Here is a 24162-nt window from a genome sequence, read left to right on the forward strand (position 1 = left end):
AAGAAGAAACAAATAAAATAGTTTTGTAGTAAGGACTTTAGTCCTCTCTCGGTCTGAGGAGCGAAAATTAAATAATTTACACATATTTGTGGGATGGGCGTCCCGCCCGTCAAGAAAGGACAAGAATCATAAAATTGTAAGTTATTTAATTCTCATTCCTGAGGACTAAAGTCCTCACCACGAACCAATTGATTGCCGATCGTATCCAATAAAAAAACCTCACAGATGGAGGTTTTTTGATGATTGTTGGCGCTATTCGGACAGGTTAAAACATCCTGTCCCTGCATCATGCCCACAGCCCGTTATACCCTAGTATTAGCGGTAATCTGTACGAACTGCTGGATCGCGATCGCCAGTTGTAGTGGTATAGCGGACATTTTCTTCGCGTTTGCGGGGCATTAAACCGAGCAAACCGGACAAGCCGAGCAAGCCCAACCATCCCCAATCAAAATCGCGATCGTTCTCAGCACTGTAGACACCAGAGCGAGGAGTAGTAGTGGTAGTGGTAGTATCTCTGCTGTTAGTACCCGGAGTTGTATTTGTCTGAGCCGAAGCAGGCAAGTTAGCTGGCACAATGGCTAGACCAGCAGCGATAATACCTGCACCGATTGCTTTGGATAAGTCAGAACGTTTCATAATTCAAATGCTCTCTGTTGGCAAAAATCTTTAACTATCATCACTATATCGATCGCCTTTCAAAGTTAAATCCACCTGTAGCAGTAAAGATTGATTAACTCCAGCTATTACTACAGATTGATATCAAATTTTTAGTGGTCATACGAAATTAAACATAGCTCGCAAAGCCCAAAACGTCACTTCGAGGGGTGTATCTCATATCGTTTCCGGCCGCATCGGTATTGTTCAAACAGTCAACCGTCAACCGTCAACCGTCAACCGTCAACCGTCAACCGTCAACCGTCAAAAATCATACAGACAATGTACTGTTGACAAAAAAAGGTAAACTCAGATATTGCACAGACAACAAAAGCTCGATCGACGGAGATTAAAACAAATTGGGAATAGAGCTACGCAGCTACGTATTTCTAGACAACTTGCAGCCACAGCACGCAGCATACATAGGCACTGTCGCCGCCGGATTCTTGCCACTGCCGGGGGATGCGTCGCTGTGGATAGAAATCTCCCCTGGCATCGAAATTAACCGAATTACCGATGTCGCCCTCAAATCAGCCTCCGTGCGCCCTGGAGTGCAGATAGTCGAGCGCCTGTACGGCTTGCTGGAAGTACACTCGGGCCAGCAGGGCGAAACCAGGGCCGCAGGCAAAGCAATTCTAGAATTCATCGGAGTCCGTAGAGAAGAATGTATCAAACCGCGAGTCATTTCCAGTCAAATTATTCGCAACATCGACCCCCACCAAACCCAATTAATCAACCGCAGCAGGCGCGGACAGTTGCTGCTGGCGGGACAAACGCTTTACGTCTTAGAAGTAGAACCGGCCGCCTATGCAGCGCTGGCAGCCAATGAAGCAGAAAAAGGTGCATCTATTAACATCTTAGAAGTTCAGGCTGTCGGTAGTTTCGGACGGCTTTACCTCGGCGGAGCAGAACGAGATATTATAGCAGGTTCCCAGGCAGCAATTGCGGCGGTGGAAAGCGTATCTGGTCGCGAAAATCCAGCAATTTTTGGTCGCAAGGAATAGGGGTTATAGGAGATGCAATTATGGCAAATACACAGCATTTAGCGCTGCTAAAAAAAGGTGCAGTTACTTGGATTGAATGGAGAAATCTCAACCCAAACCTCGAACCGGATCTGAGCGAAGCTAACCTCGCTGAAGCAAATTTTAGAGGTGCGTATCTTGGGCGGTGTAACCTTTTTAAAACAGACTTGTTTAAGGCTAAATTAATTACAGCAAACCTTGCTGAATCTAATCTCAGTTTAGCAAATCTTGCTGGAGCACAACTCCTCGATACTAAATTAGTTAAAGCTAATTTAACGGGAGCAAATCTCCGAGCGGCCGACCTCCGGGGGGCAGATTTGAGCGGGGCTAATTTAATTGGGGCGGACATCAGTGGTGCGATTCTCCAACAAACCGATTTAGGAGATGCGAATTTAATCGGGGCGGCAATGTTTCGAGTTAATGCGATCGGCGCGAACCTCAATCATGCTAATCTCAGTCAAGCCAATCTCAATCAAGCCGAATTGATTGAAGCACATTTTTACGCAGCCAATTTCTCTAAAGCTAACCTCGGGGAAGCTCACTTCACGGGAGCATATCTTTTTAGGGCAAATCTTAGTTTTGCGGACTTGAGTGCTGCCGATTTCCGCTGGACAAACCTCGGTAAAGCTGATTTGAGAGGGGCGAATTTGACAGGGGCAAATCTCAGAGGAGCCAATTTGGCTGGAGCTAATCTCGACGGCGCTCATTTGCAAGGGACAATCATGCCTGACGGCAGCATAGTTTCACAATCAGTAAGTTCGTAGTGAGGACTTCAGTCCTTTCTGTGAGTTTGAGTAAATCAGGACTAAAGTCCTTACTACAAACCAATTTTCTCATCGCTAATCAAGGTTCGTAGTCAGGACTTCAGTCCTTATCTGTGAGTTTGAGTAAATCAGGACTAAAGTCCTTACTACAAACCAATTTTCTCATCAGTAATCAAGGTTCGTAGTGAGGACTTCAGTCCTTATCTGTGAGTTTGAGTAAATCAGGACTAAAGTCCTTACTACAAACCAATTTTCTCATCGCTAATTAATTTCCACGAGCCGGTGATACATTGTACAGTCCTCTAACCGGGCCTGGTACTGCCTCCGACTCTTGCTGCTGCCGCGGTACAAACGGTTCTTGGACTCGGCTCCCAGGAGCGAAACAGCCGCTCGGTTGAGGTGCTACCTGGCAGGCTGCGGGCAAGGCCATAACTGAGGCATCAAAGGGATTGGTGGCATCGGGAACGCGAAGAATAGGGTCGCTGGAAACCTGCCGCTGCATTACTCGTCGGTAGAGGCCGCTGACGCGACTGGCATCGCGCTCGATTTCTTTTTCGGGAAAGGCAACTACGCCGCTGGGGGAACCAATTCCTAGATAGTCGCCCATGTAACCTTGCAAGCTGACGTTGTGATAAAAGTCTCCTGAAGCTTCAAAGAATTGTCGGTTGAAGTTGTCACCAACGGGGCTAAATCGGGCTGTATCTGCTTGAGCAGGTTTGACGGATGCCAGTGCGGCAGAGGCGACAGCGAGAATCAACGCACTGCTGAGGCTTTTTAACTTTTGACTCATAAATTTCAGCTTCTAGATTAATTACGGTTCCAATATAGACTGATTATCGGCGGATTATTTGCGTTTTCTACAAGGTGTTAAGTTATGGATGCTGCTGATTTAAAGGTGTTGCGCGATCGACTTTTGGATTTATTGTGCGAGTTTGCGTACCGCGAGGGCGACTTTGTGCTGTCTTCGGGGCAGAAAAGTTCTTATTATATCAACTGCAAACCGGTGACTTTGCACGCTGAAGGTGCTTTGGCGACGGGGCGCGTACTCTTCTCGATGCTGCCACCTCAAGTGCAGGCTGTGGGCGGTTTGACGTTGGGTGCTGACCCGATTGTAACTGCTGTGAGTGTGGTTTCGGCTCTGGAATGTCGATCGATTCCGGCGCTAATTGTCCGCAAAGAGACGAAGGGACACGGGACAATGGCGTATATTGAGGGGCCTGTGTTGCCTGAAGGGACGAATGTGGCGGTGTTGGAAGATGTCGTAACGACGGGTAAGTCGGCGATGCAGGCGGTGGAGAGGCTGCGGGGTGCTGGCTATAAAGTCGATCGCGTGTTGTCGCTGATCGATCGAGAGCAAGGTGGAGCTCAATTATATCGCGAGCAGGGATTGGATTTTCAGGCTGTTTTTACGATCGCCGATCTCAAAGAATGGATTAGTAGCAAGCAATAGGTAAAAGTGCGATCGCCAATCTCCTAGCCTAAAAAATCGCGTCAACTGCCGCCGAACATTTAATAGCGAGAACGGCGGGCGATCGCATCAAATTCACAGCACTCATTACCACAGACAACCCAAAATGTCAACTCACAATTACAGAAGAACAGTTGAAGAAATCCGTGAGTTAGCTTCGATGTTTTCGCCTTCCGACTTATCTCAAAAGGAAGCATAACTCAGTGTTATACCAAAATTGATAGAAACTCAAGATCAATTTATTGCTATTCTTAGCGTCACTGTTTCAGAGTTAAGCGGATTATTTCAAATAGTAAACTCTTCAACACTTTCAGGAAATATGTTCCTGAAGGATTTAATTGTACTGGCGGACTTTGGGGGAGAAATGATAAAAAGATATCCGCTCAATAAATAGGGGTAACAGCAAAAAAGAAGGTTCACAATCTAGGCACAGCATGGTAAAATAGTATCCGCTCAATAAATCGGGGGAAATCACTTAATGATGAGACTCAAACATCGCAAAATCGTTTCCAACACGGTACTCTACCCCGATTTATTGAGCGGATACCTAAAATCGCCATGCAAAAAATCCGTTTCATTGACTTATTCTCAGGAATAGGCGGCATGAGATTAGCCTTTGAAGCCGCCGCACATTCCTTGAATCTGGAAACAGAATGCGTATTAAGTAGCGAAATCAATCCCGATGCTCAATTAGTCTACCAGACCAATTTTGGCGACACACCTTCAGGCGACATCCGACTAATTGACCAACTTCCAGAACATGATATTTTACTAGCAGGATTTCCTTGCCAATCCTTCTCCTACGCAGGCAAAAAAGCAGGCTTTGGAGACACCAGAGGCACACTATTTTTCGAGATTGTACGGCTGATTGACACTTTCAAGCCTCAAGCATTTATTTTTGAGAATGTGCGAGGACTCGTCTCCCACGACAGCGGACAAACCCTAGAAACTATAAAAAGCGAAATGACCGATCGAGGTTACAGCTTCGATTACTTTATACTCAACAGCTCCAACTTTAGTTTACCCCAAAACCGCGTCCGAGTTTACCTAGTAGGAATTTTAAATGCTTCGCCCCAATTTGGGTTAATTTCCGACTTAGGCCCAAAAGATTCCCATTCCTGCAACCATCAACAGTTATCCTTATTTTCCCCGTTGAGTAAACCCGTCGCAGTTGCAGATATTTTGGAAGACAATCCAGACCAAAAATATGATTGCTCGCCAGAATTTGTCAAGGCATTGAAACCAATCGTTAACAATGATTTAAATCGCTTGCACGGAATCCGATTAATCGACTATCGTGGCGGCAATTCGATTCATTCTTGGGAATTGGGTTTGCGAGGCCAGTGCAGTTTAGATGAAATTGAGTTGATGAATCGTTTTATATTGAAAAGGCGCAATAAAGAATTTGGACATCACCAAGATGGGAAGCTTTTAACTAAAGAACAAATCGCTACTTTTTTTGCTCATCCCAATCTTGATGAAATTCTGGATTTACTGGTTGCCAAGAAGTACCTACAGCGCAACAATGATTTGTATAAACCTGTATCGGGTAACTTTTCCTTTGAAGTCTATAAATTTCTAGATCCGCAGAAGATTTCTGTAACACTTGTTGCCAGCGATGCAAATAAATTAGGTGTTTATCACAACCATAGAGTCCGGCGAATTACTCCCCGCGAAGCCGCACGGTTACAAGGTTTTTCCGATAGTTTTGTACTGCATTCCAATGATGATAAAGCTTACTATCAACTGGGCAATAGCGTCAGTATTAATGTGGTAAAAGCTGTGGCGAAAGAAGTTATGCAGAATGTTTTGTCATCTACCAAACAAAAAGTTAGTGCCTTTTGAATTGGGAAGGGTGGGCGAATTTATCCGCCCGCCCTAGCAATATAGTTAGCTTAGCGCTACAGGTTCCTTAGCAAGAAATTTCTCCAACTCAGTCAAAGCATCGGCATCAACCTTAGTCTGCATCGGACAGAACTTAGGCCCGCACATCGAACAGAATTCCGCAGTTTTGTAGATATCTGCTGGCAAAGTTTCGTCGTGATATTCCTTTGCTCTTTCAGGATCGAGCGATAGCTCAAATTGACGGTTCCAATCGAAATTGTAACGCGCTTTGGAAAGTTCGTCATCGCGATCGCGCGCACCCGGACGGCCGCGCGCGATATCCGCAGCGTGAGCCGCAATTTTGTAAGCAATCAGCCCGTTTCTGACATCCTCAGCATTCGGCAATCCCAAGTGTTCCTTAGGAGTCACGTAGCACAGCATAGCAGTACCGTACCAACCAGCCATCGCCGCCCCAATCGCTGAGGTAATGTGGTCATATCCTGGTGCAATATCAGTCACCAACGGCCCCAAAACATAGAAAGGAGCTTCCGAGCATTCCTCCATTTGTTTCTTGACATTAAACTCAATTTGATCCATAGGTACGTGGCCCGGGCCTTCCACCATTACCTGCACATCATGTTCCCAAGCTTTGCGAGTTAATTGTCCCAAAGTTTTGAGTTCAGCTAATTGAGCTTCATCCGACGCATCGTGAGTGCAACCGGGGCGCAAAGAATCTCCCAAACTAAACGAAACATCATATTTCTTGAAGATTTCAATGATGTCGTTAAAGTGAGTGTAGAGAGGATTTTGTTTGTGGTGGTGTAGCATCCACCGCGCCAAAATTCCGCCACCACGAGAGACAATCCCAGTCAGCCGATTTTTCACCAACGGCAAATGCTCAATCAGAATTCCGGCGTGAATTGTTTGGTAATCTACGCCTTGTTGAGCGTGTTTGTCAATGATGTGCAGGAAGTCATTCGCCGTCAGACTTTCCATATTACCGTGCACGCTTTCTAGAGCTTGGTAAATTGGTACAGTACCGATAGGAACTGGTGAAGCTTTGATAATCGTAGTACGAATTTCATCCAAATTGCCACCGCCGGTGGACAAGTCCATCACGGTGTCAGCACCGTATTTAACTGCTAGTTTAAGCTTGTCAACTTCTTCTTCCATATTGGAAGAGTTCGGAGATGCACCGATGTTAGCATTGACTTTGCATTTAGACGCAATGCCGATCGCCATTGGTTCCAAATTCGTATGATTGATGTTAGCGGGAATAATCATCCGTCCCCGCGCTACTTCGGCGCGGATCAGTTCTCCTGGGAGATTTTCTCGCTTAGCAACAAAGTCCATTTCCTCAGTAATGACACCTTGACGGGCGTAGTGCATTTGAGATACGTTGCTGTGACCCTGACGCTTAGCGATCCATTCGGTACGCATATCTTAATGTCCTTCATAAACAGCTTCCCTCCGCTGGTATTACCCAGACTCAGGTTCTAAGGGTGTTTTCTCAGCCCGGATCTGCGGGCACCCCTAGCTTTAGGCTTATGATACTAGCACTTACGTTGGGCAAAGATTAAATCTTTATAAAAAATTCCACAAATATATAATTTTTCAAGAATTTTAAGAATTTTTATTAAAAATTAAATATCTTTAATTTTGCAATTTATCAATGGTCGTAAAGCGCAGCTATCCCATAGGTAATCGTCCTTTCCCAATTTATGATATTTCTGTCATAAAAAAAGAGCGATTACCCAGAATTCAACAACTAACAAAACAATCACAATTCATCGGGATTAATGCCCATTTGGCGCAACTTTTCTGCCAAACGATCTGCCCGAAGTCGTTCTTCGTCAGCGCGAAGGCTTTCTTGTTGAGCGCGAAGGCTTTCTTGTTGAGCGCGAAGGCTTTCTTGTTGAGCACGTTCCTCCCCTATTAATAACAAATTGCCTTCACTATCCCACCAACGCAACCAAGGCAAATTCATCTCATCATATTCCCCTTGCCAGATTCCCAATTCAACTCCAAGCTGTGGAATCGGATAGCGCCCGCGATCGTTCGGACTCAGGCGCTGATAGCGGTTGTCTTCTAAATGATACATTTCTACAGCCGCTTTTTTCACTTCATAAATCCCGTAAAAAGGAATGCGGATCGCCTGTTCGTAAACCCAGAATTTGCCAGGTTTTTGTTCTGGTTGTTCTTCTCTATCTGGGTCTGGCGGTGGAGTTCTGTCTCGTTCTTCTGAACCGTTCCCCGACACAAATTCAATTGCAATTAGCGGTGCAACGTATTCTTTCCACAATACATAGGAACGCCTCACCTGACCATTTAAAAGTGGCGGTACATTGGGGACGTAAAACCAATCTGGTGCTTCGGCGCCGCGTTCGGGAGGGTCAGTTAAACGCCAATAAATCCCGCAATCTTGACCGATGCGGTACCGTCCGTCAGGGTGAATTTTTTGCAATACAGGCCGCAGGGAATCGGTGAGAATAATGCTTTGAGGCAGTTCTTGAAAGTTTTTCACAAAAGTACCGTCAGACTCTGGCAGTTCGGTGTGGTCTGGGAGATGGGTGACTCCCAATTCAAATGGTTTAGCAACAGTCATAAAACTTTCGCTGATTTGAGGAGTTAAATTAATTATATAGTAAGTCTAAGGTTTTGGTAATTGGGAGTGGGAATCGAAAATAAGATAAAAGTCAGCCTAACCCAAGATTAAATCAATACTCACTACAAAATCGGGAAAAGCCAGCGGCGAAATTTGTTGTCCGCGTTCAAACTTTTGTATTGAAGTGTAGCCATTTATCGTCGGCTGGCGGTAAACTTCCAAACAGTTTTCCTCAAGATCCCACAGCCATACTTCCTGAATTCCAGAACGCGCATAATTAGGAACTTTGACATCGCGATCGAAATCTACAGTGCTATCTGAAACCTCTACTAAAAGCAACACCTCTGATGGTATTGGATGCGCTGTAGCGTAGTAGTCAGAACGAGGTTGCAGCAAGACAACATCCGGTTGAGGTTCAGTCCTTTCTGTCAACTGAATTGGATCTTGAACACCCAAAATAGCACGTCTTCTCTCCAGATCGGAGAACATAGCGATCAGACGCTTTACACAACTTGCATGACGAGTCCCAATTGCTGCCATTTCGATAATTTCTCCTTCGATCAATTCGACTCTGTTATTTTTATTAAAAACACCTACTTTAATCATCAGGTGATATTCTGGCACTGTAAATAGCCGTCTTTTCATTTCAACAGACATAACTATTCTCCTTTTTTCGCAGTTAGTTTAAGCGGGAGCATCTCTATTTTGCAAAAAGCATTTTTTTTATTATAGTGCGAGCTTAAGAGCTCGCGATTTGTAGCATACGCGAGCGGGGACAGCACTATAAATGCAAAACTGAGATGCTCCCGTTTAAGCTTACTATTTTTTTAACCCAAGATTAAATCAACACTCACTGTCAACTCAGGAAAAGCCAGTGGTGAAACTTGTTGATCGCGTTCAAATTTTTGCACTGAAGTGTAGCCATTTGCGGTGGGATTGCGGTAAACTTCTAAACAGTTTGCTTCCAAATCCCATAACCATACTTCCTGAATGCCCGATCGCGAATAATTTGGTATTTTCACATCGCGGTCATAATTAACGGTACTATCTGCTACCTCTACCAACAGCAAAACATCCTCGCTATTTGGCAGGGATTCTTCATAAAAATCAGCGCGACGCTGTACTAAGGCAATATCAGGTTGAGGCTCAGATCGATCGCCAATGCTAATAGGATTTTGCACCCGGATGATAGCACGTGTTCGCACCCGATCGCCAAAAAACTCTGCCAGGCGATCGACACGGGCGGCGTGGCGCCTACCAATTGCTGCCATTTGGATAATTTCTCCTTCGATAAGTTCCACTCGTTCGCGATCGCTAAAAACACCAGCTTCACTCATCAGGTGATATTCTTGCACTGTAAATAGCCGTCTTTGCATTTTCACAGACATAACTATTCTCCTTTTTTAGCATTTGGCATAAGTTTACCATTTTTGCCAAAAATATTCCAATACAGCTCAGTTGCGCTGTACCTTACAACTAACTCTCCGAAGATTCATCGACTTGTGGCTGGTTTTGAGTATCTTTTTCACCGGCTGCAAATCCTTCTGTATCTTGTTTTAATTCTGAGGCAATTGTGCCTCGATCGCGCCAAGCTTCGGCATTTTCTGGCTTGATAGCAATGGCTCGATCGTATGCTGCCATTGCTTCTTCGTAGCGCTTTAATTGCGACAAAGCTGTACCGCAGTGGTGCCAAGCATCGTAGGATTCTGGCTGAATTGCGATCGCCTTTTCGTAAGCTGCGATCGCTTCTTCATGGTGCTGCAATTTTGCCAAAGATTCGCCTTTGCCAAACCAAGCTTCGTAACACTTGGAATTAAGCGTGATTGCTTGGGAGTAAGATGCAATTGCTGCTTCGTGTTGTGATAGTTTGTCGAAAGCTGCGCCTCGGTTGTGCCACACTTCAAAATCCTGCGGTTTAATGGCAATTGCTTTGTCGTAGGATGCGATCGCCTCTTGATGGAGCTGCATTTTTCCCAGCACGGCGCCTCTATTGTACCAAACTTCGTATTTGTCGGCCCGGATATCGAGAGCCCGATCGTAAGAAGCAACAGAATCAGCGTAGCGGAGCAATCTCCACAGCATATTACCTCGATTGTACCAAGTCTCGTATCTCTTGGGATTGAGCTCAAGAGCGCGATCGTAAGAATCGACTGCGGCGGCGTACTGCTGTACTTTACCCAGCATCGCACCTCGGTTGTGCCATATTTCGCTGTCGGTTGTTTTGATAGCCAGGGCGCGATCGTAACTGGCGATCGCCTCTTCGTAATGCTGCAATTTACCCAACAAAGCTGCTATGCTGTGCCAACAACCGTATTTTCTCGGCTCGCTCGCACTTGCTCGCTCGTAACAGGCGATCGCCTCTTCGCACCTCTGCAATTTTCCCAGCAAATTCGCTTTATTGTACCACGCTTCGTAGTGATCCGGTTTAATTAATATTGCTTGGTCGTAACTGGCGATCGCCTCTTCATGACGCTGCAATCTAATTAACACATTGGCGCGCCAATACCACGCCTCATCCGCATTCTTGTTCGTTAAAATAGCTTTTTCTACGCAGGCTAATGCCTCATTGTAATTGCCCTGAAAATAAAGCTCTTCGACTTGCTTTATACAATCGTCAGCAATCAAATTTTGTCCGTCACTAGCAGGTGCTGTTGCAGAAGTTTGTGCATTATTTAACTGCCGCTGAGGTGCGAGTTTGACAGCTTCTTTGGCAACAATTGCCGGAACCTGGGAAATTTCCTGAACAATTTGAGATTTTTTCTCGTCAACTTCTGTTACCAACACTTGCAGGCGCATGATAAATTGAGATTTGAGAGTCTCAATTTGCTCGACGGAAGATTTGGAAAGTTCAGTTTCTCTAGTTAAAAAATCAAGTGATTGTTTAGCTGCACTCATTTGTGCCTCTAATTCATCCCTCATTTTTTGAGTCAGTTGGCGAGAGTTGAGCAACTCTGATTCCAACACACCAATGCCGTGCAATCTTTGATTGGCGTCAGCAACCAACTGTTTGACTACCAGCCTGCGGATCGCCCAAAAAAAGGCGATTGTCACCGGTGGCAAAATAGTACCCAGAATTAATAAAATATTCAGCAGAGTTATCGTATTATTAAAACCATATCCAGTTTCTGCACTGCCAGTCCGTGGAGAGAAAAAATCGAAAGCGTCGCGAACTTGGGGACTGCTTTTAACCCCAGTTTCGATTAATTTAGCCAGCCATGTTTCTTGTAAAGATTGAGTCAGTTCATCGGTGGCTCTAGCAGCAGGATTTGCCTTGGTTTTAACAGCAGGAGATAATTCAGCGCCGGCCGCTGCTACCAGCAAACCAGTCTGCGATTTTACCGCAATTCGTGGGGAAAATTGTTCGTCGGCGATCGTCTCGGGCGCGCTCATTGACTCCGCCGGACGAGAGACGGTATTATTTATGGCATCAACAAAGTTGCTGGCCTGCGGTGTCTCACCAGAGATGGGAGGTGCAGCCGGAGCGGCGTTAGTTTGAGCAGTTACATTCTGGGATGCGAGGGCGGCCAGAGTCAAGAGAGCTACATTTGAGACTCGCATAAACGTCAACTCACCTAGGAGAAATTAGTGTTGTTTGTCAGCAGATCGGGCGATCGACCTCATACTCTCAGCAGTGACAATAGCTTTGATGAGGAATTCTGGGTTACTATCTCCAAAATACGGGCTGCGTCTGACTTGTCAGGAAAAGTCCCAATAATACTCGCCACATAACTTGTGTCAAAGAACACTTTCTCGCACCTAATCCGCCTCCAATCATCCTCGGAATCATCGGGGCGGCTTCACCAATCTGCACAATTTGCCTCATATCCGCCTAAACCGCCCCAACTGATCCGATTTGTACCTCTAAACCGCAGCTAAAACTGCTGACTGTTGCTGTTGTACCGTCGCTGCATCTAAATCGGCACCGTAAATTTCGCAGCTATTATTCGGACTTTCAATCAGCTTAATCTTGTGCAACTCAGCGCCCAATTCCCGTATGGGCGATCGCAACAATTGCCCGATCCGAACCGCAATATTCTCCGCCGTTGGCACAACCTTCTCAAAATAAGCAATATCCTTATTTAAAAAAGTGTGATCGAAAGGTTCAACAACATAATCATCAACAGCTTTTTGCAAAGCTCCCAAATCAGCAATCATCCCAGTCCGCGTATCAATTTCCCCTTTAACAGTCACCTCTAAATGATAGTTGTGACCGTGACCGTTAGGACGAGCACATTTGCCATAAATTTCCGAGTTTTCTTCAAAACTTAAATCGGGACGAGCCAACCGATGGGCGGCACTAAAATGAGTGGACAGAGTTAGATAAGCTTCCATGCCATTTCCTAAATATTCAGCCCAAAGTTCCGGGTGTTCAAACAATTGAATTTTGCTCACAGGCAAATGAGGAGCTAGCCGCAGCCAAATTTGCCGTGCTATGTTTTCGGTAGTTGGCAGAGTCTGCCCAAATTCCGGCCATGCTTCGTTAAGGTAAGAAAAATCGAGATCCTTGGTAACTTCCCGCTTGATGACGTGTTTGACATCAGACAGGTTGAGCACCATGCCGTACTCGTCGAGTTCTCCTATCATGGAAACGTAAAGAACGTAATTGTGTCCGTGTCCCGGTGCGCGGGCAGTTGGGCCAAACCGTTCAAAGTTCTCGGCTTCGCTCAACTCCGGCAGCCAGTACCGGTGACTCGCCGAAAACTGTGCCCGACGATTGATGATGCACTGCATAAAAGTCAAGTAAGGTAAGCTTGTTAAGTTCTGTAAAGGACTTACTTCTTAAGGATAAACTAATTTTTGCTGGAATTTTTCGATAATTTTAGGGTGCTGCGAATGAATTTCTACCAATTTTTGAGATATTGGCAACACGTTGCCTCACCAGCCGCTGGGCTTATGGTACGCCACAACACAGATATCACGGGCAGAAAATACCGCTACAAAACCGTTTCTCGCCATCAGTTGCTTTTCCATCAGCTAAGAATCTTTGAGAAAGTGCGATTCCCAACAGGGTAGCTGCGCTTGACGACCTTTTTGCAACACAGCGCACTCTACACTTCGGGTTTTTCGCATAAACTCTGCCACAGTCAGGAGTTTGCGGTTCAGTTGCCAGCAAAACTAATCATCCATCACCAATTACTCATTACCAAATCTTAATGAATTGGATTACTGAACAAGCCGATCGCTTTTTTGAAAATTTGTATGGTGCGATCGCAACTCCGCTATTTTATATCGGGGACACTCATCTGTCCATTAGTGCGATCGTCAAACTGATAATATTAGCTATATTAGCCTTCGTTATAGCTCGTCTCATCAGTGAAGGAATCAAACGCAGCCTGCTAGTTAGGATGGGATTGGATCGGGGCAGTCGGGAAGCAATTTCCACCATCATCAGCTACATCTTAGCAACCCTTGGCTGTATATTCGTCATGCAAGGTGCAGGGCTCAACCTCACCTCTCTGACAGTCTTAGCTGGCGTCGTCGGCATTGGTTTCGGCTTCGGCTTGCAAAATCTCGCCAGCAACTTTATCAGCGGTCTGACCCTACTATTTGAGCAGCAAATTCGAGTCGGAGACTTTATTGAGATTGACCATTTATTAGGAACAGTTGAAAATATTTCCATCCGTTCCACAATTATCAAAACAATCGACGGACTATTTGTAATCATACCAAACATCAAGTTTGTCGAAACCAACATTATTAACTGGAGTTATAGAGACCCCAGATGCCGCGTCCACATCCCCGTCGGCGTTGCCTATGGAACTGACCCAGTATTAGTTACAGAAGCACTGTTAGTCGCTGCGAGACTGGAATCGAATATCTTATCACATCCTTCTCCGAAAGTTTGGTTTCGCGGGTTTGGAGATAACGCTTTAGATTTTGAACTTTTAATTTGGATTGACCAGCCACAGAAAAGCGATGAAATTAAAAGTGCGGTCAACTTTTTAATAGATTATGAATTGCGCCACCGCAATATCGAAATCCCATTTCCCCAGCGGGATTTGTGGCTGCGGAACCCGCAAGAGTTAACCAAACATTTTCACAATAATCACAAAGACGATAATTCAAACGGTCAAGTTTACCCCCAGAATGCCAAACATTCAGCCGAACTCAAATCTAATTCCACCGTTTCCGAGCCTAAAAAGCAAGGGGTTAAATCCCCTAATAATTGGACGCTACGAGATTTGTTGCGGCGAGTAACTTATTTTGAACAGTGTACAGATGTAGAACTGCGGCAGTTAATTGAATACGGCTACCGACAACTTTTTCCAACAGGACAGATTGTCTGCAATGAAAATGACCCTGGCGATTCTTTTTATATTATTCTTTCTGGTTCTGTAGAAGTTCTTTCTCAAAAAGCCGATCAGTACATTGCGACGCTTCACGAGGGCGAGTTTTTTGGGGAAATCTCTTTGCTGTTGGGAACTCCGAGAACGGCGACTGTTAAAACTAGCGAAGATGCAATTTTGTTTGTGGTGGAACGCCACGACTTGCAAAAACTTTTAACAGAACAACCGAATTTGGCAGATCAGATTGCTCAAAAATTGTCCGAACGCCAGCAAGCTTTGAGAGATTTGGGATTGTTAGAGGGCGACTCTCTGGAACAAACTCCTTTTATTAAAATCCGGAAGCGAATTCAAGTTCTTTTTGGAATTTGACATTCAGAACTCATTGGGAATTGGGAATTGGGAATTGGGAATTGGGAATTGGGAATTGGGAATTGGGAATTGGGAATTGGGAATTGGGAATGAATTAGAAGTTATTTGTTATTTGTTATTGATAGCCCGCAACAAATAACCAATAACAAATAACCCATAACCAATAACCATAACTTCTTCACTAACTTCTAATTTTCAATTCCTCCTGTGCTTCCCGCCGCAGTCTAGCAGCAATTCTAAACAGTTCTTGACCTGTGTGCAAATGGCGATCGTCATAATTGAGGGTAAATAAATGCAATTCTTCTATGCCATCTCCCACTTGATTGATGCAGTAGTAAAGATGGGCCGCAACTCCGGCTACATTAGATGGATTGGGCATCACCCTCAGAAAGTCATTAGCTTTTGAAAGAAAATCGCGACAGGTTTCGATATAAGCTTGAAACTTTTCGATCAGTTCATCATCGAACGGATCTGCTGACAATTCGTTTATTTCCTTTTTCAGCGGCTTCAAGATGTTGTTGAGTATTCGATTGACTGGTTTGTATACTTTAATCAGCCACTGTTCCATGTGTTCGTCGGCGTCCCGCGCTGCTTGTTGTCGCTGGCGGGTGACGTTTGGTGCGTAGGGCGATTGCTCTTCGCTGGGCTGGGAGATTTGGCGATCGTAAGATTGTCTTTGCTGGGCATCTCCTAATATTTCATAGGCTGCATTGAGGCGAACAATCTCTTCGTGACCGGCTGTTGAACTCTGGCTGTCTGGATGAAATATTTTGACTAAACGGCGGTATGCTTGTTTAATCTCGGCTTGGGTTGCGGTTGGGCTAATTTTTAGGGTTTTGTAGTGATTGGTAACAGAAGACACGCTATTATTTCCTTGAAATATGGATAATCTGCGAAAAAGTGCTTGACAAAAATATCATTATTTGCTAATATACTAAGTATTTAGATGATATAAATGCCAAAAAATGTAAGTAAAAAACCTAAGTTTTCAAATTACCATAAATCTATTTTATAAAAATATTGATGCTTTTAAAGTTTGTAGTGAGGACTTCAGTCCTCTCTGTGGAAAGTTGAGTTAAGAAGGACTTGCATTCCTGACTACAAACAACTGTTAAGAAGAACTTGCATTCCTGACTGCAAACAACAAAGCCAAGCAGGGCGTAAAGTTTACGCCCTGCCCTCAGTTTCTGCAACTCGCGCCGGAGGCTAGTTTAGTTGACAGCCACCGCCAGATTCAGTTCTGGATCCTGGAACAAGGGAGTGCTGAGATAGCGCTCGCCGAAGCTAGGCTGAATCATCACAATCAATTTACCTGCATTTTCAGGACGCTTGCCGACTTTCAAAGCTGCACACAGTGCCGCACCGCTGGAAATACCGGACAAAAGTCCTTCTTCTCTGGCTAAGCGGCGCCCGTAGGCGATCGCCTCGTCATCGGTAACAATGATCACTTCGTCGATCGCATCAACATTCAGCACGGGCGGCACAAAACCAGCACCAATACCTTGAATTTTGTGAGGCCCGGGCTTTCCGCCCGACAGAACTTGACTGTTTGCTGGTTCAACTGCGATCGCCTTAAACTCGGGTTTCCGGGACTTAATCACCTCTGCAACACCAGTAATCGTGCCGCCAGTGCCGACTCCAGAAATCAGGAAATCCACCTCGCCGTCGGTATCTGCCCAAATTTCCTCAGCCGTTGTCGAACGGTGAATGTCCGGGTTGGCTGGATTCCGAAACTGCTGCAACATATACGCATTCGGAGTTTTGTCTACAATCTCTTGAGCGCGCCGAATGCAGCCACTCATGCCTTCAATGCCGGGAGTCAATTCTAGTTGAGCTCCGTAAGCTCGTAACATCGATCGACGTTCCGTGCTCATCGTATCCGGCATGGTCAAAATCAACTGGTAGCCCTTTGCGGCCGCCACCATTGCTAGAGCAATTCCGGTATTGCCAGATGTCGGTTCTACTAAAACCGTTTTCCCGGGAGTAATCAGCCCTTCTGCCTCGGCTTGATTCACCATATTGACACCAATCCGGTCTTTTACTGATGCTGCCGGATTCATGCCTTCGAGTTTGACTACAATCCGAGCCAAGCAGCCTTCGGCTTGGGGAATGCGGTTGAGTTGCACCAGGGGTGTGTGCCCCACCAATTCTGTAATGTCGCCAGCAATACGCATAATCTTTGTCTGCTTGTTGTTGAAAGTAAATGTTAATTCCTAGTTGGCAATATTAAGCTATTGCGTATTGAGATTTAACTTTTAGGGCTGGCTCTCTCGCCTACCGCACTGATTGTTTGAAAAAACAGGATTTTGAAAATTAGACGCGCGTCGGCTTAACTAGATGTAATACATAATATTGAGCTGCCGTCTGCCATTGCGTTTTTCGCACAGATCTTGTAGCGTATATTTTTGCAACACCGAGTTGGCGATCGATCGCGCTTCTTGCCAAACTTCCCAAATCACAGCACTTTCTACAGTTTGAGCAGGCGAGTCTTTTTCAGAGCGATCGAAGTCTGAGCCTTCGAGACAGTTGATAATTTCGAGCAGTGTAATTTTCCACGGTTCCCGCGCCAAGATATAACCACCCTTAGCTCCTCGCTGGCTGCGAATCAGCCCGCAGCGTCTCATGGTAGCGAGCAACTGTTCTAAATATCGATCGGGAATATTTTGCTGAGCAGCTATCTGGCGAATTTGCAGGGGTTCGCCCTCATCGTAGCAATCGGCCAGCTCCAGCAAAGCTAAGATTGCGTATTCGCTTTTACAGGAGAGTTCTACCATAGTTGCACTTGAAAGTACCAGAATTCTCAACTCCGAAGTCAGATTTTAGAATCATTCTCAATTTTGAGTTCCAAATTCTCACTCCTCACCTTTGATTATACTCCGGTTCTCCACTAGAGTTTACTGACTTCCATCAATTCCTTGCAAAAAAGGCTCGCAGGGCGATCGTATGTATCGCTCATTAATCCACAGTCTTATCCTCGTGGTGGCTTCCGTCAAGCACTCTCATCTACAGTATAAAAGTCAAGTAATGATGGAACATCAAAGCAGGGAAGTTCAACTTGCAAATACTTATCTCCACATAGATTCTCTGGTTTACCATCTCTATACATAATAAGAGCTTGAGCCTGCGCCCACATCGCCACTTCTTTTCGTTCCATGTCATTGAGTCTAGAGGCAATTGTTTGCAAAGCTTTCAAAGTCAGCGCTTGATCGAGTACCCCCGAAATCATTGTCATTTCATAACAATGTTCCATATATTCGTAGGGAATCTGCTCGTATGGGGGGGGCGGAGCGACACGCTTCAAATGCTGGTAGATCTCGGTTCTGCGATCGAAATCCACCAATTCCTCAATCAAAGGCAATATCGGCACTAAGACGGCGGGTGGAGGAATTTTTCTGTGATACTTACGGGAATTTGGTGAAAAATAGGCAATCCGAAGAGTTATTCCCCACTCTCTCATCGCTCTTTCGGCTTCAGGACAGAAAAAATGAAACCTGACCCATTTCTCTAAATCAATGGCCACATCCCGTCCCATCTGCTGTGCCAGCAGCGACAACGCCTTCACAATTACCTGCCGTACCAGTTCGCCCCGCTCCCCATCTGGACTTCCTGTCCAATCCCTCATGCGATTGTGAGTCTCATGCTCAATAAAAGCCTGGGTATAAATCGACTCCCAGATAGACGGTTGCTCTAGTAGAGCATTTGGCAATCCCACCAGCGGTAAAAAAGGAGCAGCCCAAGGTAGAGTTGGTAAAGACAAAGCTCTCAAGTAATGCGAGCTTTCAATGTCTTTCCAAGAAAAATCAAGTTCCAAACAGTTTAGTTTTGTCATAAATGATCGTGTCTATCAAGGCTTAGAACGTAACTCTAACCCCAGAAGCCTTGCAATTATTTCTAATGTAACCAGAGCAGCTCCTGCTACCCCTGCTCCTACCCATAAAACACTGTATTAAGCTGTTCTGCATTTAAACTTTACAGTCAAAATTTGATGAAGTTCTTGTGGGGTAGGCGTCTCGCCCGCACAAAAAATACAATTTAGATGTAGAACAGCTTATCACTCATTAATCCAAAGTCTGATCCTCGTGGTGGCTTCCGTCAAGCACTCTCATCTAAAGCAGAAAAGTCAAGTAATGATGGAACATCAAAGCAAGGTAGTTCAACTTGCAAATACTTATCTCCACACAGATTCTCTGGCTTACCATCTCTATACATAATCAGAGCTTGAGCCTGCGCCCACGTTACCACTTCTTTTCGTTCCGTGTCATTGAGTCTAGAGGCGATTGTTTGCAAAGCTTTCAAAGTCAGCGCTTGATCGAGTACCCCCGAAATCATGGTCATTTCATAACAATGTTCCATATATTCTTCGGGAATCTGCTCGTATGGAGGTGGTGGGGCAACACGCTCCAAAGCATGATTGATCTCGGTTCTGCGATCTAAATCCACCAATTCCTGAATTTCTGGCAATATCGGCACTAAGACGGCGGGTGGAGGAATTTTTCTCTGATACTTACGGGAATTTGGCGAAAAATAGGCAATCCGAAGAGTTCTTTCCCACTCTCTCATCGCTCTTTTGGCTTCAAGACAGAAGAAGTGAAACCTGACCCATTTCTCTAAATCAATTGCCACATTCCGTCCCATCTGCTGTGCTAGCAGGGGCAACGCCTTCGTGACTACCTGCCGTATCACTTCGCCCCGCTCCCCGTCTGGACTTCCTGTCCAATCTCTCAGACGATAGTCAGTCTCATACTCAATAAAAGCCTGGGTATAAATTGACTCCCAGATAGATGGTTGCTCTAATAGAGCATTTGGCAATCCCAGCAACGGTAGGAAAGGAGCCGCCCAAGGCAGAGTTGGTAAAGACAAAGCTCTCAAGTAATTCCAGCTTTCCCAATCTTTCCAAGAAAAATCAAGTTCCAAACAGTTCTGTTTTGTCATAAATGATAGTGTCTATCAAGGCCTAAAACGTAAGTCTAACCCTAGAAGCCTTGCAATTACTTCCAATGCGATCAGAACAGCTCCGCCTACCCCCGCTGCTACCCATAAAGCACCGTCTCTTACCTGTGCGCCAAGCTCATTTGCCCGTGCCAGTAAGCTACTTCGGTTTCTGATATCTGGCTCTTCAGGAGGTTGTTTTTGACTATACTCCACAGCTTGATCATAGGCATCCTGCATTGTAGACCCGCCGTATCCATCCGGATCATAATCATCACAATTGTCCATTTTTTCAAGATCATCGAGCAATTTTTTCAACTCTTTTTGCACTTTATCGTACTTCTCTATATGTCCGTCCCAAGAACCGGGATCGCCAGTCACAGTAGTCCGGCGACCTGATAAGGGAGGAATTCGTGGGACGGGAGGATTGCTGATTTCACGACGCCGATGATAAAGATCCTGATCGTCTAAGCGCAGATCGTCGAAGCGTTTTTTCAACTCTTTACCAAGAGCTATAATTTTCTCTATGAGTGTTAAGCATGGATCATCGGGAGCAGCAGCAATCAACCCCAAAGGATTACCACCGATCGCAATCACAGCCGGAATAGCACCTTTTGGTATGATATTCGGATTAAACTTCTCAACAGCCCGCGTTTTCAAAGCGTAAGCAGGATTTTCAACAGTCTTAATAATTTCCTCCACATCAAAGACATAAGCATTTCCGCTACCACCCAGCGTAGGATAAGAGCCAATTAGATACTTCCCATCACCAGAAAGAGTCACATTATTAGTTAAAACCCCCGGCACCGGTTCAGTAGCCGCCACTAATTTCGGATTAGGCCCCAACGGATCTTGAATAATCCCAATATTCCCCCCCGCCAGCGGATCTTCACCCAAGATGATTTTTTTACTATTACGACCGGCCACAAACGCATACTTCCCGTCCTTAGTCATCGTGACAGCCACCCCCTCATTCACCTCAAAGACATTGGTATTATTAGTCAGCGTTAAATTCGTGTAGAGAGTTGTGGGAACCCAATTCAGAGGGTCATCACTCACCATCAGCACTCCAAAACCGCAGGAGTCTACCGTCTAATTATTCGTATCGACATCTAAAGTCGTAACCCCAGGGGCAATTTCTATCAGTCAGCGGATTGCCTTCAAGGTAGGCTTCTAAGATGTGAATTAAAGATTTTAACATACTAATGTCAGAAATTCGATTGTTAGCGAGGTCGAGCCTTCTTAAGCTGGTTAAAGATTTTAATTCGCTCACGTCAGAGATTTGATTTTCGCTAAGGTAGAGTTCAGTCAGTTTAGTCAGAGATTTCAGCGAACTAATGTCAGAAACTTGATTGTCAGCGAGAGAAAGTACCGTTAATGTCGTCATAAATTTTAGCGATCTAACATCGGAAGTATGATTGTTAGTGAGATCGAGAAACGTTAAATTAATTCCAGATAACATATTAATATTAAAGATATTATTATGACCCAGATCGACTTCAGTTAACTTGGTCATAAATCTCAATGAACTAATATCTGATATTTGATTCTCGTAGATATATAGTGTAGTTAGGTCAGTCAAAAATTGCAGGGGACTAATGTCTGATATTTGATTTTTATAAATAAACAAGGTATTTAGATTAGTTAGAGATTTCAATGGACTAATGTCTAATATTTGATTTTTATGCAAGTATAAACTTTTTAATTTCTTGAGAAATTGTAACGGAGTAATATCAAATATTTTGTTCGCATCTAGCGAAAGGTATGTTAGATTTGTTAAAGATTTTAAGGGATTAACATTTGAGACTTGATTATCGGTTAGGCTTAGTTTATTCAAATTATTCAAATTATTCAAATTATTAAGAGATTTAATTTGATTATATCTGAGATTCAATACAGTTAGCTTCGTTAAATCCTTCAAGGGTGCAATGTCTGAAATTTGATTGCCAAAAAGGGCTAACTCTGTTAAATTAGTCAGATGTTTTAACGGAGTGATATCAGAAATTTTGTTGTTACAATCTAAATTAAGAATAGTTAGATTGGTCAATGAGCTAAGCGGGCTAATATCAGAAATCTCATTAACACTGAGACTTAGCTTCTTTAAGTTCGTTAAAGATGAAAGAGGACTGATGTCAGTTATTTGCTCGCCATCAATGCTAAGTTCAGCACGGCTAGAAAGCTTTTTGCTAGCTTTAACGCAGTCGGTTGTGTCAAGTTCCCGCAACATAACTTCGATAGTATGCCTAGTAGACGAACTCAAATTAGTTTTATTTACACACCAGTCAGCAAAGGTAGGATAAATCATTGTTTGTATGTGTTGTTTAAATAAAAGTGAATTGCATCCACTTACAACAATAATTAAAGCTACACAAAAGGTGAAGGTGACTTTAAAATAGTACATACATAGAACTTTCGGTACTCTCTTCATTTGCTATCGCTCCTGTGATTTAAGTTTTTAATAAAAGTGAAATCGTTGTTACAATCGTTTTATTTATTAATATTCACAGCTATAAAAAGGCAATGGGCACTTTTTATCGATCGACGGATTTCCTTCGAGGTATAATCGCTGAACGTTAATTAAACGATCGAGCATACTAATGTCAGAAATTCGATTGTTAGAAAGGTCTAGCTTTGTTAAGCTGGTTAAAGATTTTAATGAACTTACGTCAGATATTTTATTTTCGCTAAGGTATAACTCAGTCAGTTTAGTCAGAGATTTCAGTAGACTAATATCCGAAATTTGATTGTCAGAGAGGGAAAGTATAGTTAAGGTGGTCATAAACTTTAATGAACTCACATCTTCAATTCGATTATTAGTAAGCTCAAGAGACGTTAAATTAATCCCATATAAAATACTAATATCAAAAATTTTATTATGGCCCAAATCGACTTCTTTTAAGTTACTCATGAATCTCAATGAACTAATGTCTGATATTTGATTCTCATCAATGTAAAGTTCAGTTAGATTAGTCATAAATTTGAGTGAACTAATGTCTAAGATTTGATTTATTCCCAGCAATAAGGTTTTGATATTAGTCAAATATTGCAGGGTACTAATGTCTGATATTTGATTTCTAGACAGAAGTAATTCAGTTAGCTTGTGAAGCGATTTCAAGGGACTAATATCAGAAATTTTATTTGCCCCTAGCGAGATATATGTTAGATTTGTTAAATATTTTAAGGGATTGACATTCGAGATTTGATTATCGTTTAGGCTTAGCTCCTTCAAATTTTGCAAATTTTGCAAATCTTTGAGAGATTTAATTTGATTATATCTGAGATCCAATAAAGTTAGCTTCGTTAAATTCTTCAGGGGTGCAATGTCTGAAATTTGATTACTAAAAAGGGCTAACTCTGTTAAATTAGTCAGAGAACTCAGCGGGCTAATGTCAACGAGTTCAGATCCGACGATACGCAGCTTGGTGAGACTGGAAAGCTTCTTGTTAGCTTGGGCGCAGTCAGTTGTCCGAACCTGCCGCAACAACACTTCAACAGTATGTTTAGCAGAGGGAGTCAAATTAGTTTTATTTTTACACCAATCAGCAAAGGTGCGGTAACTTGCTGTTTTCACTTGTACTTGTGCCTGTTGTTTAAGAGGTGTAAGCACACTGTATCCACTCAAAACAAGTGTTAAAGACACACACAAAATGAGTATAAATTGAAAATAATACCTACCTAGAAGTTGCTGTATTCTTTTCATTGGATAATAAATTTTTATTAGTAGTTTGATTTGAACGTAAGACTTGCTATAATCTCTCACTCAGAAGAGAGATTATAGCAAAGATACTATTAGCGTAGGCGCAATAGATGATTGCCAGCACGCCCTGCGCCCAAACCTTTGGGAAAATTACCAGAAGTCCGATTGCTTTTGTAAACTTTAATATTTTCTTCTTTGTTTCCATAGGATGCAGGTACATCAAGTAAGTTATGCTCGTAAAGACCATAAATTGACCACTTACTAATAACCCTTGTTACTTCATTCCCCGAAATGGCTGCCACAATTCCTGAGTGTTGAATTTGCCCTTTGTTGTCTCGATAAATTACCACATCACCCACAGATGGATTCTGCGCGACGGAATACTTATTGTCTGTTAGAATTTTTTCTACTTCACCATTATTAATCCATTCTGCCCCTGCTAAAAATAGACCTCTTGCAAAATAATTTTATGATATAATGGAAAGTTTTGCTTTACTGGATTGAATCCCAATTCTTAACTTATGTTTACTTTTGCCTTACTAG

General features: G+C 43.8%; 23 protein-coding genes and 1 riboswitch. Of the genes, 6 read left to right on the forward strand and 17 right to left on the reverse strand.

The window, feature by feature from the left end:
• Positions 1 to 315: 315 nt before the first annotated feature.
• A complete protein-coding gene (locus JGK11_RS10055; protein ID WP_293185898.1) occupies positions 316 to 636 on the reverse strand; it encodes a WGxxGxxG family protein in 321 nt (106 codons plus the stop codon).
• Between the two features lie 377 nt (positions 637 to 1013).
• Between JGK11_RS10055 and JGK11_RS10060 the strand changes: the two genes are divergently transcribed.
• Together JGK11_RS10060 and JGK11_RS10065 are read left to right on the forward strand one after the other, a co-directional pair.
• Complete coding sequence (locus tag JGK11_RS10060) at positions 1014 to 1658, forward strand: hypothetical protein (RefSeq protein ID WP_293151824.1); 645 nt, start codon at positions 1014 to 1016, stop codon at positions 1656 to 1658.
• A 20-nt stretch (positions 1659 to 1678) separates the two neighbouring features.
• Complete coding sequence (locus JGK11_RS10065; RefSeq protein WP_293185900.1) at positions 1679 to 2440, forward strand: pentapeptide repeat-containing protein; 762 nt, start codon at positions 1679 to 1681, stop codon at positions 2438 to 2440.
• A gap of 265 nt (positions 2441 to 2705) precedes the next feature.
• Here JGK11_RS10065 and JGK11_RS10070 read toward each other — a convergent pair whose 3' ends face one another.
• The gene (locus JGK11_RS10070) at positions 2706 to 3230 is read right to left on the reverse strand and encodes a hypothetical protein (RefSeq protein ID WP_293185901.1); all 525 of its coding nucleotides are present in this window, start codon (positions 3228 to 3230) and stop codon (positions 2706 to 2708) included.
• A gap of 84 nt (positions 3231 to 3314) precedes the next feature.
• On the opposite strand from JGK11_RS10070, the gene pyrE reads away from it, so the two are divergent.
• Positions 3315 to 3890: an orotate phosphoribosyltransferase gene (gene pyrE, locus JGK11_RS10075; protein WP_293211444.1), complete on the forward strand. Its 576-nt coding sequence runs from the start codon at positions 3315 to 3317 to the stop codon at positions 3888 to 3890.
• A gap of 576 nt (positions 3891 to 4466) precedes the next feature.
• Entirely contained in the window at positions 4467 to 5753 is a 1287-nt protein-coding gene (gene dcm / locus JGK11_RS10080) for a DNA (cytosine-5-)-methyltransferase (RefSeq protein WP_293211446.1), read from the forward strand.
• A 45-nt stretch (positions 5754 to 5798) separates the two neighbouring features.
• On the opposite strand, the gene thiC is transcribed toward dcm, so the two are convergent.
• The 6 genes from thiC to JGK11_RS10110 all read right to left on the reverse strand — a co-directional run bounded on the left by thiC (position 5799) and on the right by JGK11_RS10110 (position 13068).
• Entirely contained in the window at positions 5799 to 7172 is a 1374-nt protein-coding gene (gene thiC / locus JGK11_RS10085; protein ID WP_293185905.1) for a phosphomethylpyrimidine synthase ThiC, read from the reverse strand.
• A gap of 8 nt (positions 7173 to 7180) precedes the next feature.
• A riboswitch (TPP riboswitch) is annotated at positions 7181 to 7277 on the reverse strand.
• A gap of 235 nt (positions 7278 to 7512) precedes the next feature.
• Positions 7513 to 8337, reverse strand: coding sequence for a Uma2 family endonuclease (locus tag JGK11_RS10090; protein WP_293211448.1), 825 nt, complete (start codon positions 8335 to 8337; stop codon positions 7513 to 7515).
• Between the two features lie 96 nt (positions 8338 to 8433).
• A complete protein-coding gene (locus tag JGK11_RS10095; protein WP_293185907.1) occupies positions 8434 to 8994 on the reverse strand; it encodes a Uma2 family endonuclease in 561 nt (186 codons plus the stop codon).
• A 170-nt stretch (positions 8995 to 9164) separates the two neighbouring features.
• Positions 9165 to 9725 (reverse strand): Uma2 family endonuclease, encoded by a 561-nt coding sequence (locus JGK11_RS10100; protein WP_293199046.1) that lies wholly within the window; start codon positions 9723 to 9725, stop codon positions 9165 to 9167.
• An 88-nt stretch (positions 9726 to 9813) separates the two neighbouring features.
• Positions 9814 to 11895: a tetratricopeptide repeat protein gene (locus JGK11_RS10105; protein ID WP_293191508.1), complete on the reverse strand. Its 2082-nt coding sequence runs from the start codon at positions 11893 to 11895 to the stop codon at positions 9814 to 9816.
• 303 nt (positions 11896 to 12198) lie between these two features.
• Positions 12199 to 13068, reverse strand: a complete 870-nt coding sequence (locus tag JGK11_RS10110; RefSeq protein ID WP_293211450.1) for a 6-carboxytetrahydropterin synthase — start codon at positions 13066 to 13068, stop codon at positions 12199 to 12201.
• Positions 13069 to 13490: 422 nt separating this feature from the next.
• On the opposite strand from JGK11_RS10110, the gene JGK11_RS10115 reads away from it, so the two are divergent.
• A complete protein-coding gene (locus JGK11_RS10115; protein WP_293191504.1) occupies positions 13491 to 14993 on the forward strand; it encodes a cyclic nucleotide-binding domain-containing protein in 1503 nt (500 codons plus the stop codon).
• On the forward strand, positions 14983 to 15132 hold the full coding sequence (locus tag JGK11_RS10120) for a hypothetical protein (RefSeq protein ID WP_293211452.1): 150 nt from the start codon (positions 14983 to 14985) through the stop codon (positions 15130 to 15132). The genes JGK11_RS10115 and JGK11_RS10120 overlap by 11 nt, the downstream gene beginning before the upstream one ends.
• Before the next feature lie 42 nt (positions 15133 to 15174).
• On the opposite strand, the gene JGK11_RS10125 is transcribed toward JGK11_RS10120, so the two are convergent.
• The 9 genes from JGK11_RS10125 to JGK11_RS10165 form a co-directional block, all read right to left on the reverse strand.
• Complete coding sequence (locus JGK11_RS10125; protein ID WP_293157273.1) at positions 15175 to 15855, reverse strand: J domain-containing protein; 681 nt, start codon at positions 15853 to 15855, stop codon at positions 15175 to 15177.
• Positions 15856 to 16204: 349 nt separating this feature from the next.
• The gene (gene cysK, locus JGK11_RS10130; RefSeq protein ID WP_293199050.1) at positions 16205 to 17167 is read right to left on the reverse strand and encodes a cysteine synthase A; all 963 of its coding nucleotides are present in this window, start codon (positions 17165 to 17167) and stop codon (positions 16205 to 16207) included.
• Between the two features lie 159 nt (positions 17168 to 17326).
• The gene (locus tag JGK11_RS10135) at positions 17327 to 17767 is read right to left on the reverse strand and encodes an Rrf2 family transcriptional regulator (protein ID WP_293185915.1); all 441 of its coding nucleotides are present in this window, start codon (positions 17765 to 17767) and stop codon (positions 17327 to 17329) included.
• A gap of 215 nt (positions 17768 to 17982) precedes the next feature.
• Positions 17983 to 18822, reverse strand: a complete 840-nt coding sequence (locus JGK11_RS10140; RefSeq protein WP_293211455.1) for a hypothetical protein — start codon at positions 18820 to 18822, stop codon at positions 17983 to 17985.
• 263 nt (positions 18823 to 19085) lie between these two features.
• Complete coding sequence (locus JGK11_RS10145) at positions 19086 to 19925, reverse strand: hypothetical protein (protein ID WP_293211457.1); 840 nt, start codon at positions 19923 to 19925, stop codon at positions 19086 to 19088.
• 15 nt (positions 19926 to 19940) lie between these two features.
• Complete coding sequence (locus tag JGK11_RS10150) at positions 19941 to 20984, reverse strand: hypothetical protein (RefSeq protein ID WP_293211460.1); 1044 nt, start codon at positions 20982 to 20984, stop codon at positions 19941 to 19943.
• Between the two features lie 34 nt (positions 20985 to 21018).
• Complete coding sequence (locus JGK11_RS10155) at positions 21019 to 22350, reverse strand: leucine-rich repeat domain-containing protein (RefSeq protein WP_366053581.1); 1332 nt, start codon at positions 22348 to 22350, stop codon at positions 21019 to 21021.
• 66 nt (positions 22351 to 22416) lie between these two features.
• A complete protein-coding gene (locus JGK11_RS10160) occupies positions 22417 to 23562 on the reverse strand; it encodes a leucine-rich repeat domain-containing protein (RefSeq protein WP_293211462.1) in 1146 nt (381 codons plus the stop codon).
• A gap of 149 nt (positions 23563 to 23711) precedes the next feature.
• Entirely contained in the window at positions 23712 to 23978 is a 267-nt protein-coding gene (locus JGK11_RS10165; RefSeq protein ID WP_293211464.1) for a hypothetical protein, read from the reverse strand.
• Positions 23979 to 24162 lie beyond the last annotated feature (184 nt).

This window comes from Microcoleus sp. PH2017_34_RAT_O_A (assembly GCF_020737885.1).
GTDB lineage: Bacteria > Cyanobacteriota > Cyanobacteriia > Cyanobacteriales > Microcoleaceae > Microcoleus.

Coding starts and splice junctions, on each gene's coding strand:
- JGK11_RS10145 (WP_293211457.1), bottom strand. CDS start 19,925: ATGACAAAACAGAACTGTTTGGAACTTGATTTTTCTTGGAAAGATTGG.
- JGK11_RS10070 (WP_293185901.1), bottom strand. CDS start 3,230: ATGAGTCAAAAGTTAAAAAGCCTCAGCAGTGCGTTGATTCTCGCTGTC.
- JGK11_RS10155 (WP_366053581.1), bottom strand. CDS start 22,350: ATGAAGAGAGTACCGAAAGTTCTATGTATGTACTATTTTAAAGTCACC.
- JGK11_RS10055 (WP_293185898.1), bottom strand. CDS start 636: ATGAAACGTTCTGACTTATCCAAAGCAATCGGTGCAGGTATTATCGCT.
- JGK11_RS10095 (WP_293185907.1), bottom strand. CDS start 8,994: ATGTCTGTTGAAATGAAAAGACGGCTATTTACAGTGCCAGAATATCAC.
- JGK11_RS10150 (WP_293211460.1), bottom strand. CDS start 20,984: ATGGTGAGTGATGACCCTCTGAATTGGGTTCCCACAACTCTCTACACG.
- thiC (WP_293185905.1), bottom strand. CDS start 7,172: ATGCGTACCGAATGGATCGCTAAGCGTCAGGGTCACAGCAACGTATCT.
- JGK11_RS10100 (WP_293199046.1), bottom strand. CDS start 9,725: ATGTCTGTGAAAATGCAAAGACGGCTATTTACAGTGCAAGAATATCAC.
- dcm (WP_293211446.1), top strand. CDS start 4,467: ATGCAAAAAATCCGTTTCATTGACTTATTCTCAGGAATAGGCGGCATG.
- cysK (WP_293199050.1), bottom strand. CDS start 17,167: ATGCGTATTGCTGGCGACATTACAGAATTGGTGGGGCACACACCCCTG.
- pyrE (WP_293211444.1), top strand. CDS start 3,315: ATGGATGCTGCTGATTTAAAGGTGTTGCGCGATCGACTTTTGGATTTA.
- JGK11_RS10065 (WP_293185900.1), top strand. CDS start 1,679: ATGGCAAATACACAGCATTTAGCGCTGCTAAAAAAAGGTGCAGTTACT.
- JGK11_RS10110 (WP_293211450.1), bottom strand. CDS start 13,068: ATGCAGTGCATCATCAATCGTCGGGCACAGTTTTCGGCGAGTCACCGG.
- JGK11_RS10140 (WP_293211455.1), bottom strand. CDS start 18,822: ATGACAAAACTAAACTGTTTGGAACTTGATTTTTCTTGGAAAGACATT.
- JGK11_RS10090 (WP_293211448.1), bottom strand. CDS start 8,337: ATGACTGTTGCTAAACCATTTGAATTGGGAGTCACCCATCTCCCAGAC.
- JGK11_RS10115 (WP_293191504.1), top strand. CDS start 13,491: ATGAATTGGATTACTGAACAAGCCGATCGCTTTTTTGAAAATTTGTAT.
- JGK11_RS10105 (WP_293191508.1), bottom strand. CDS start 11,895: ATGCGAGTCTCAAATGTAGCTCTCTTGACTCTGGCCGCCCTCGCATCC.
- JGK11_RS10135 (WP_293185915.1), bottom strand. CDS start 17,767: ATGGTAGAACTCTCCTGTAAAAGCGAATACGCAATCTTAGCTTTGCTG.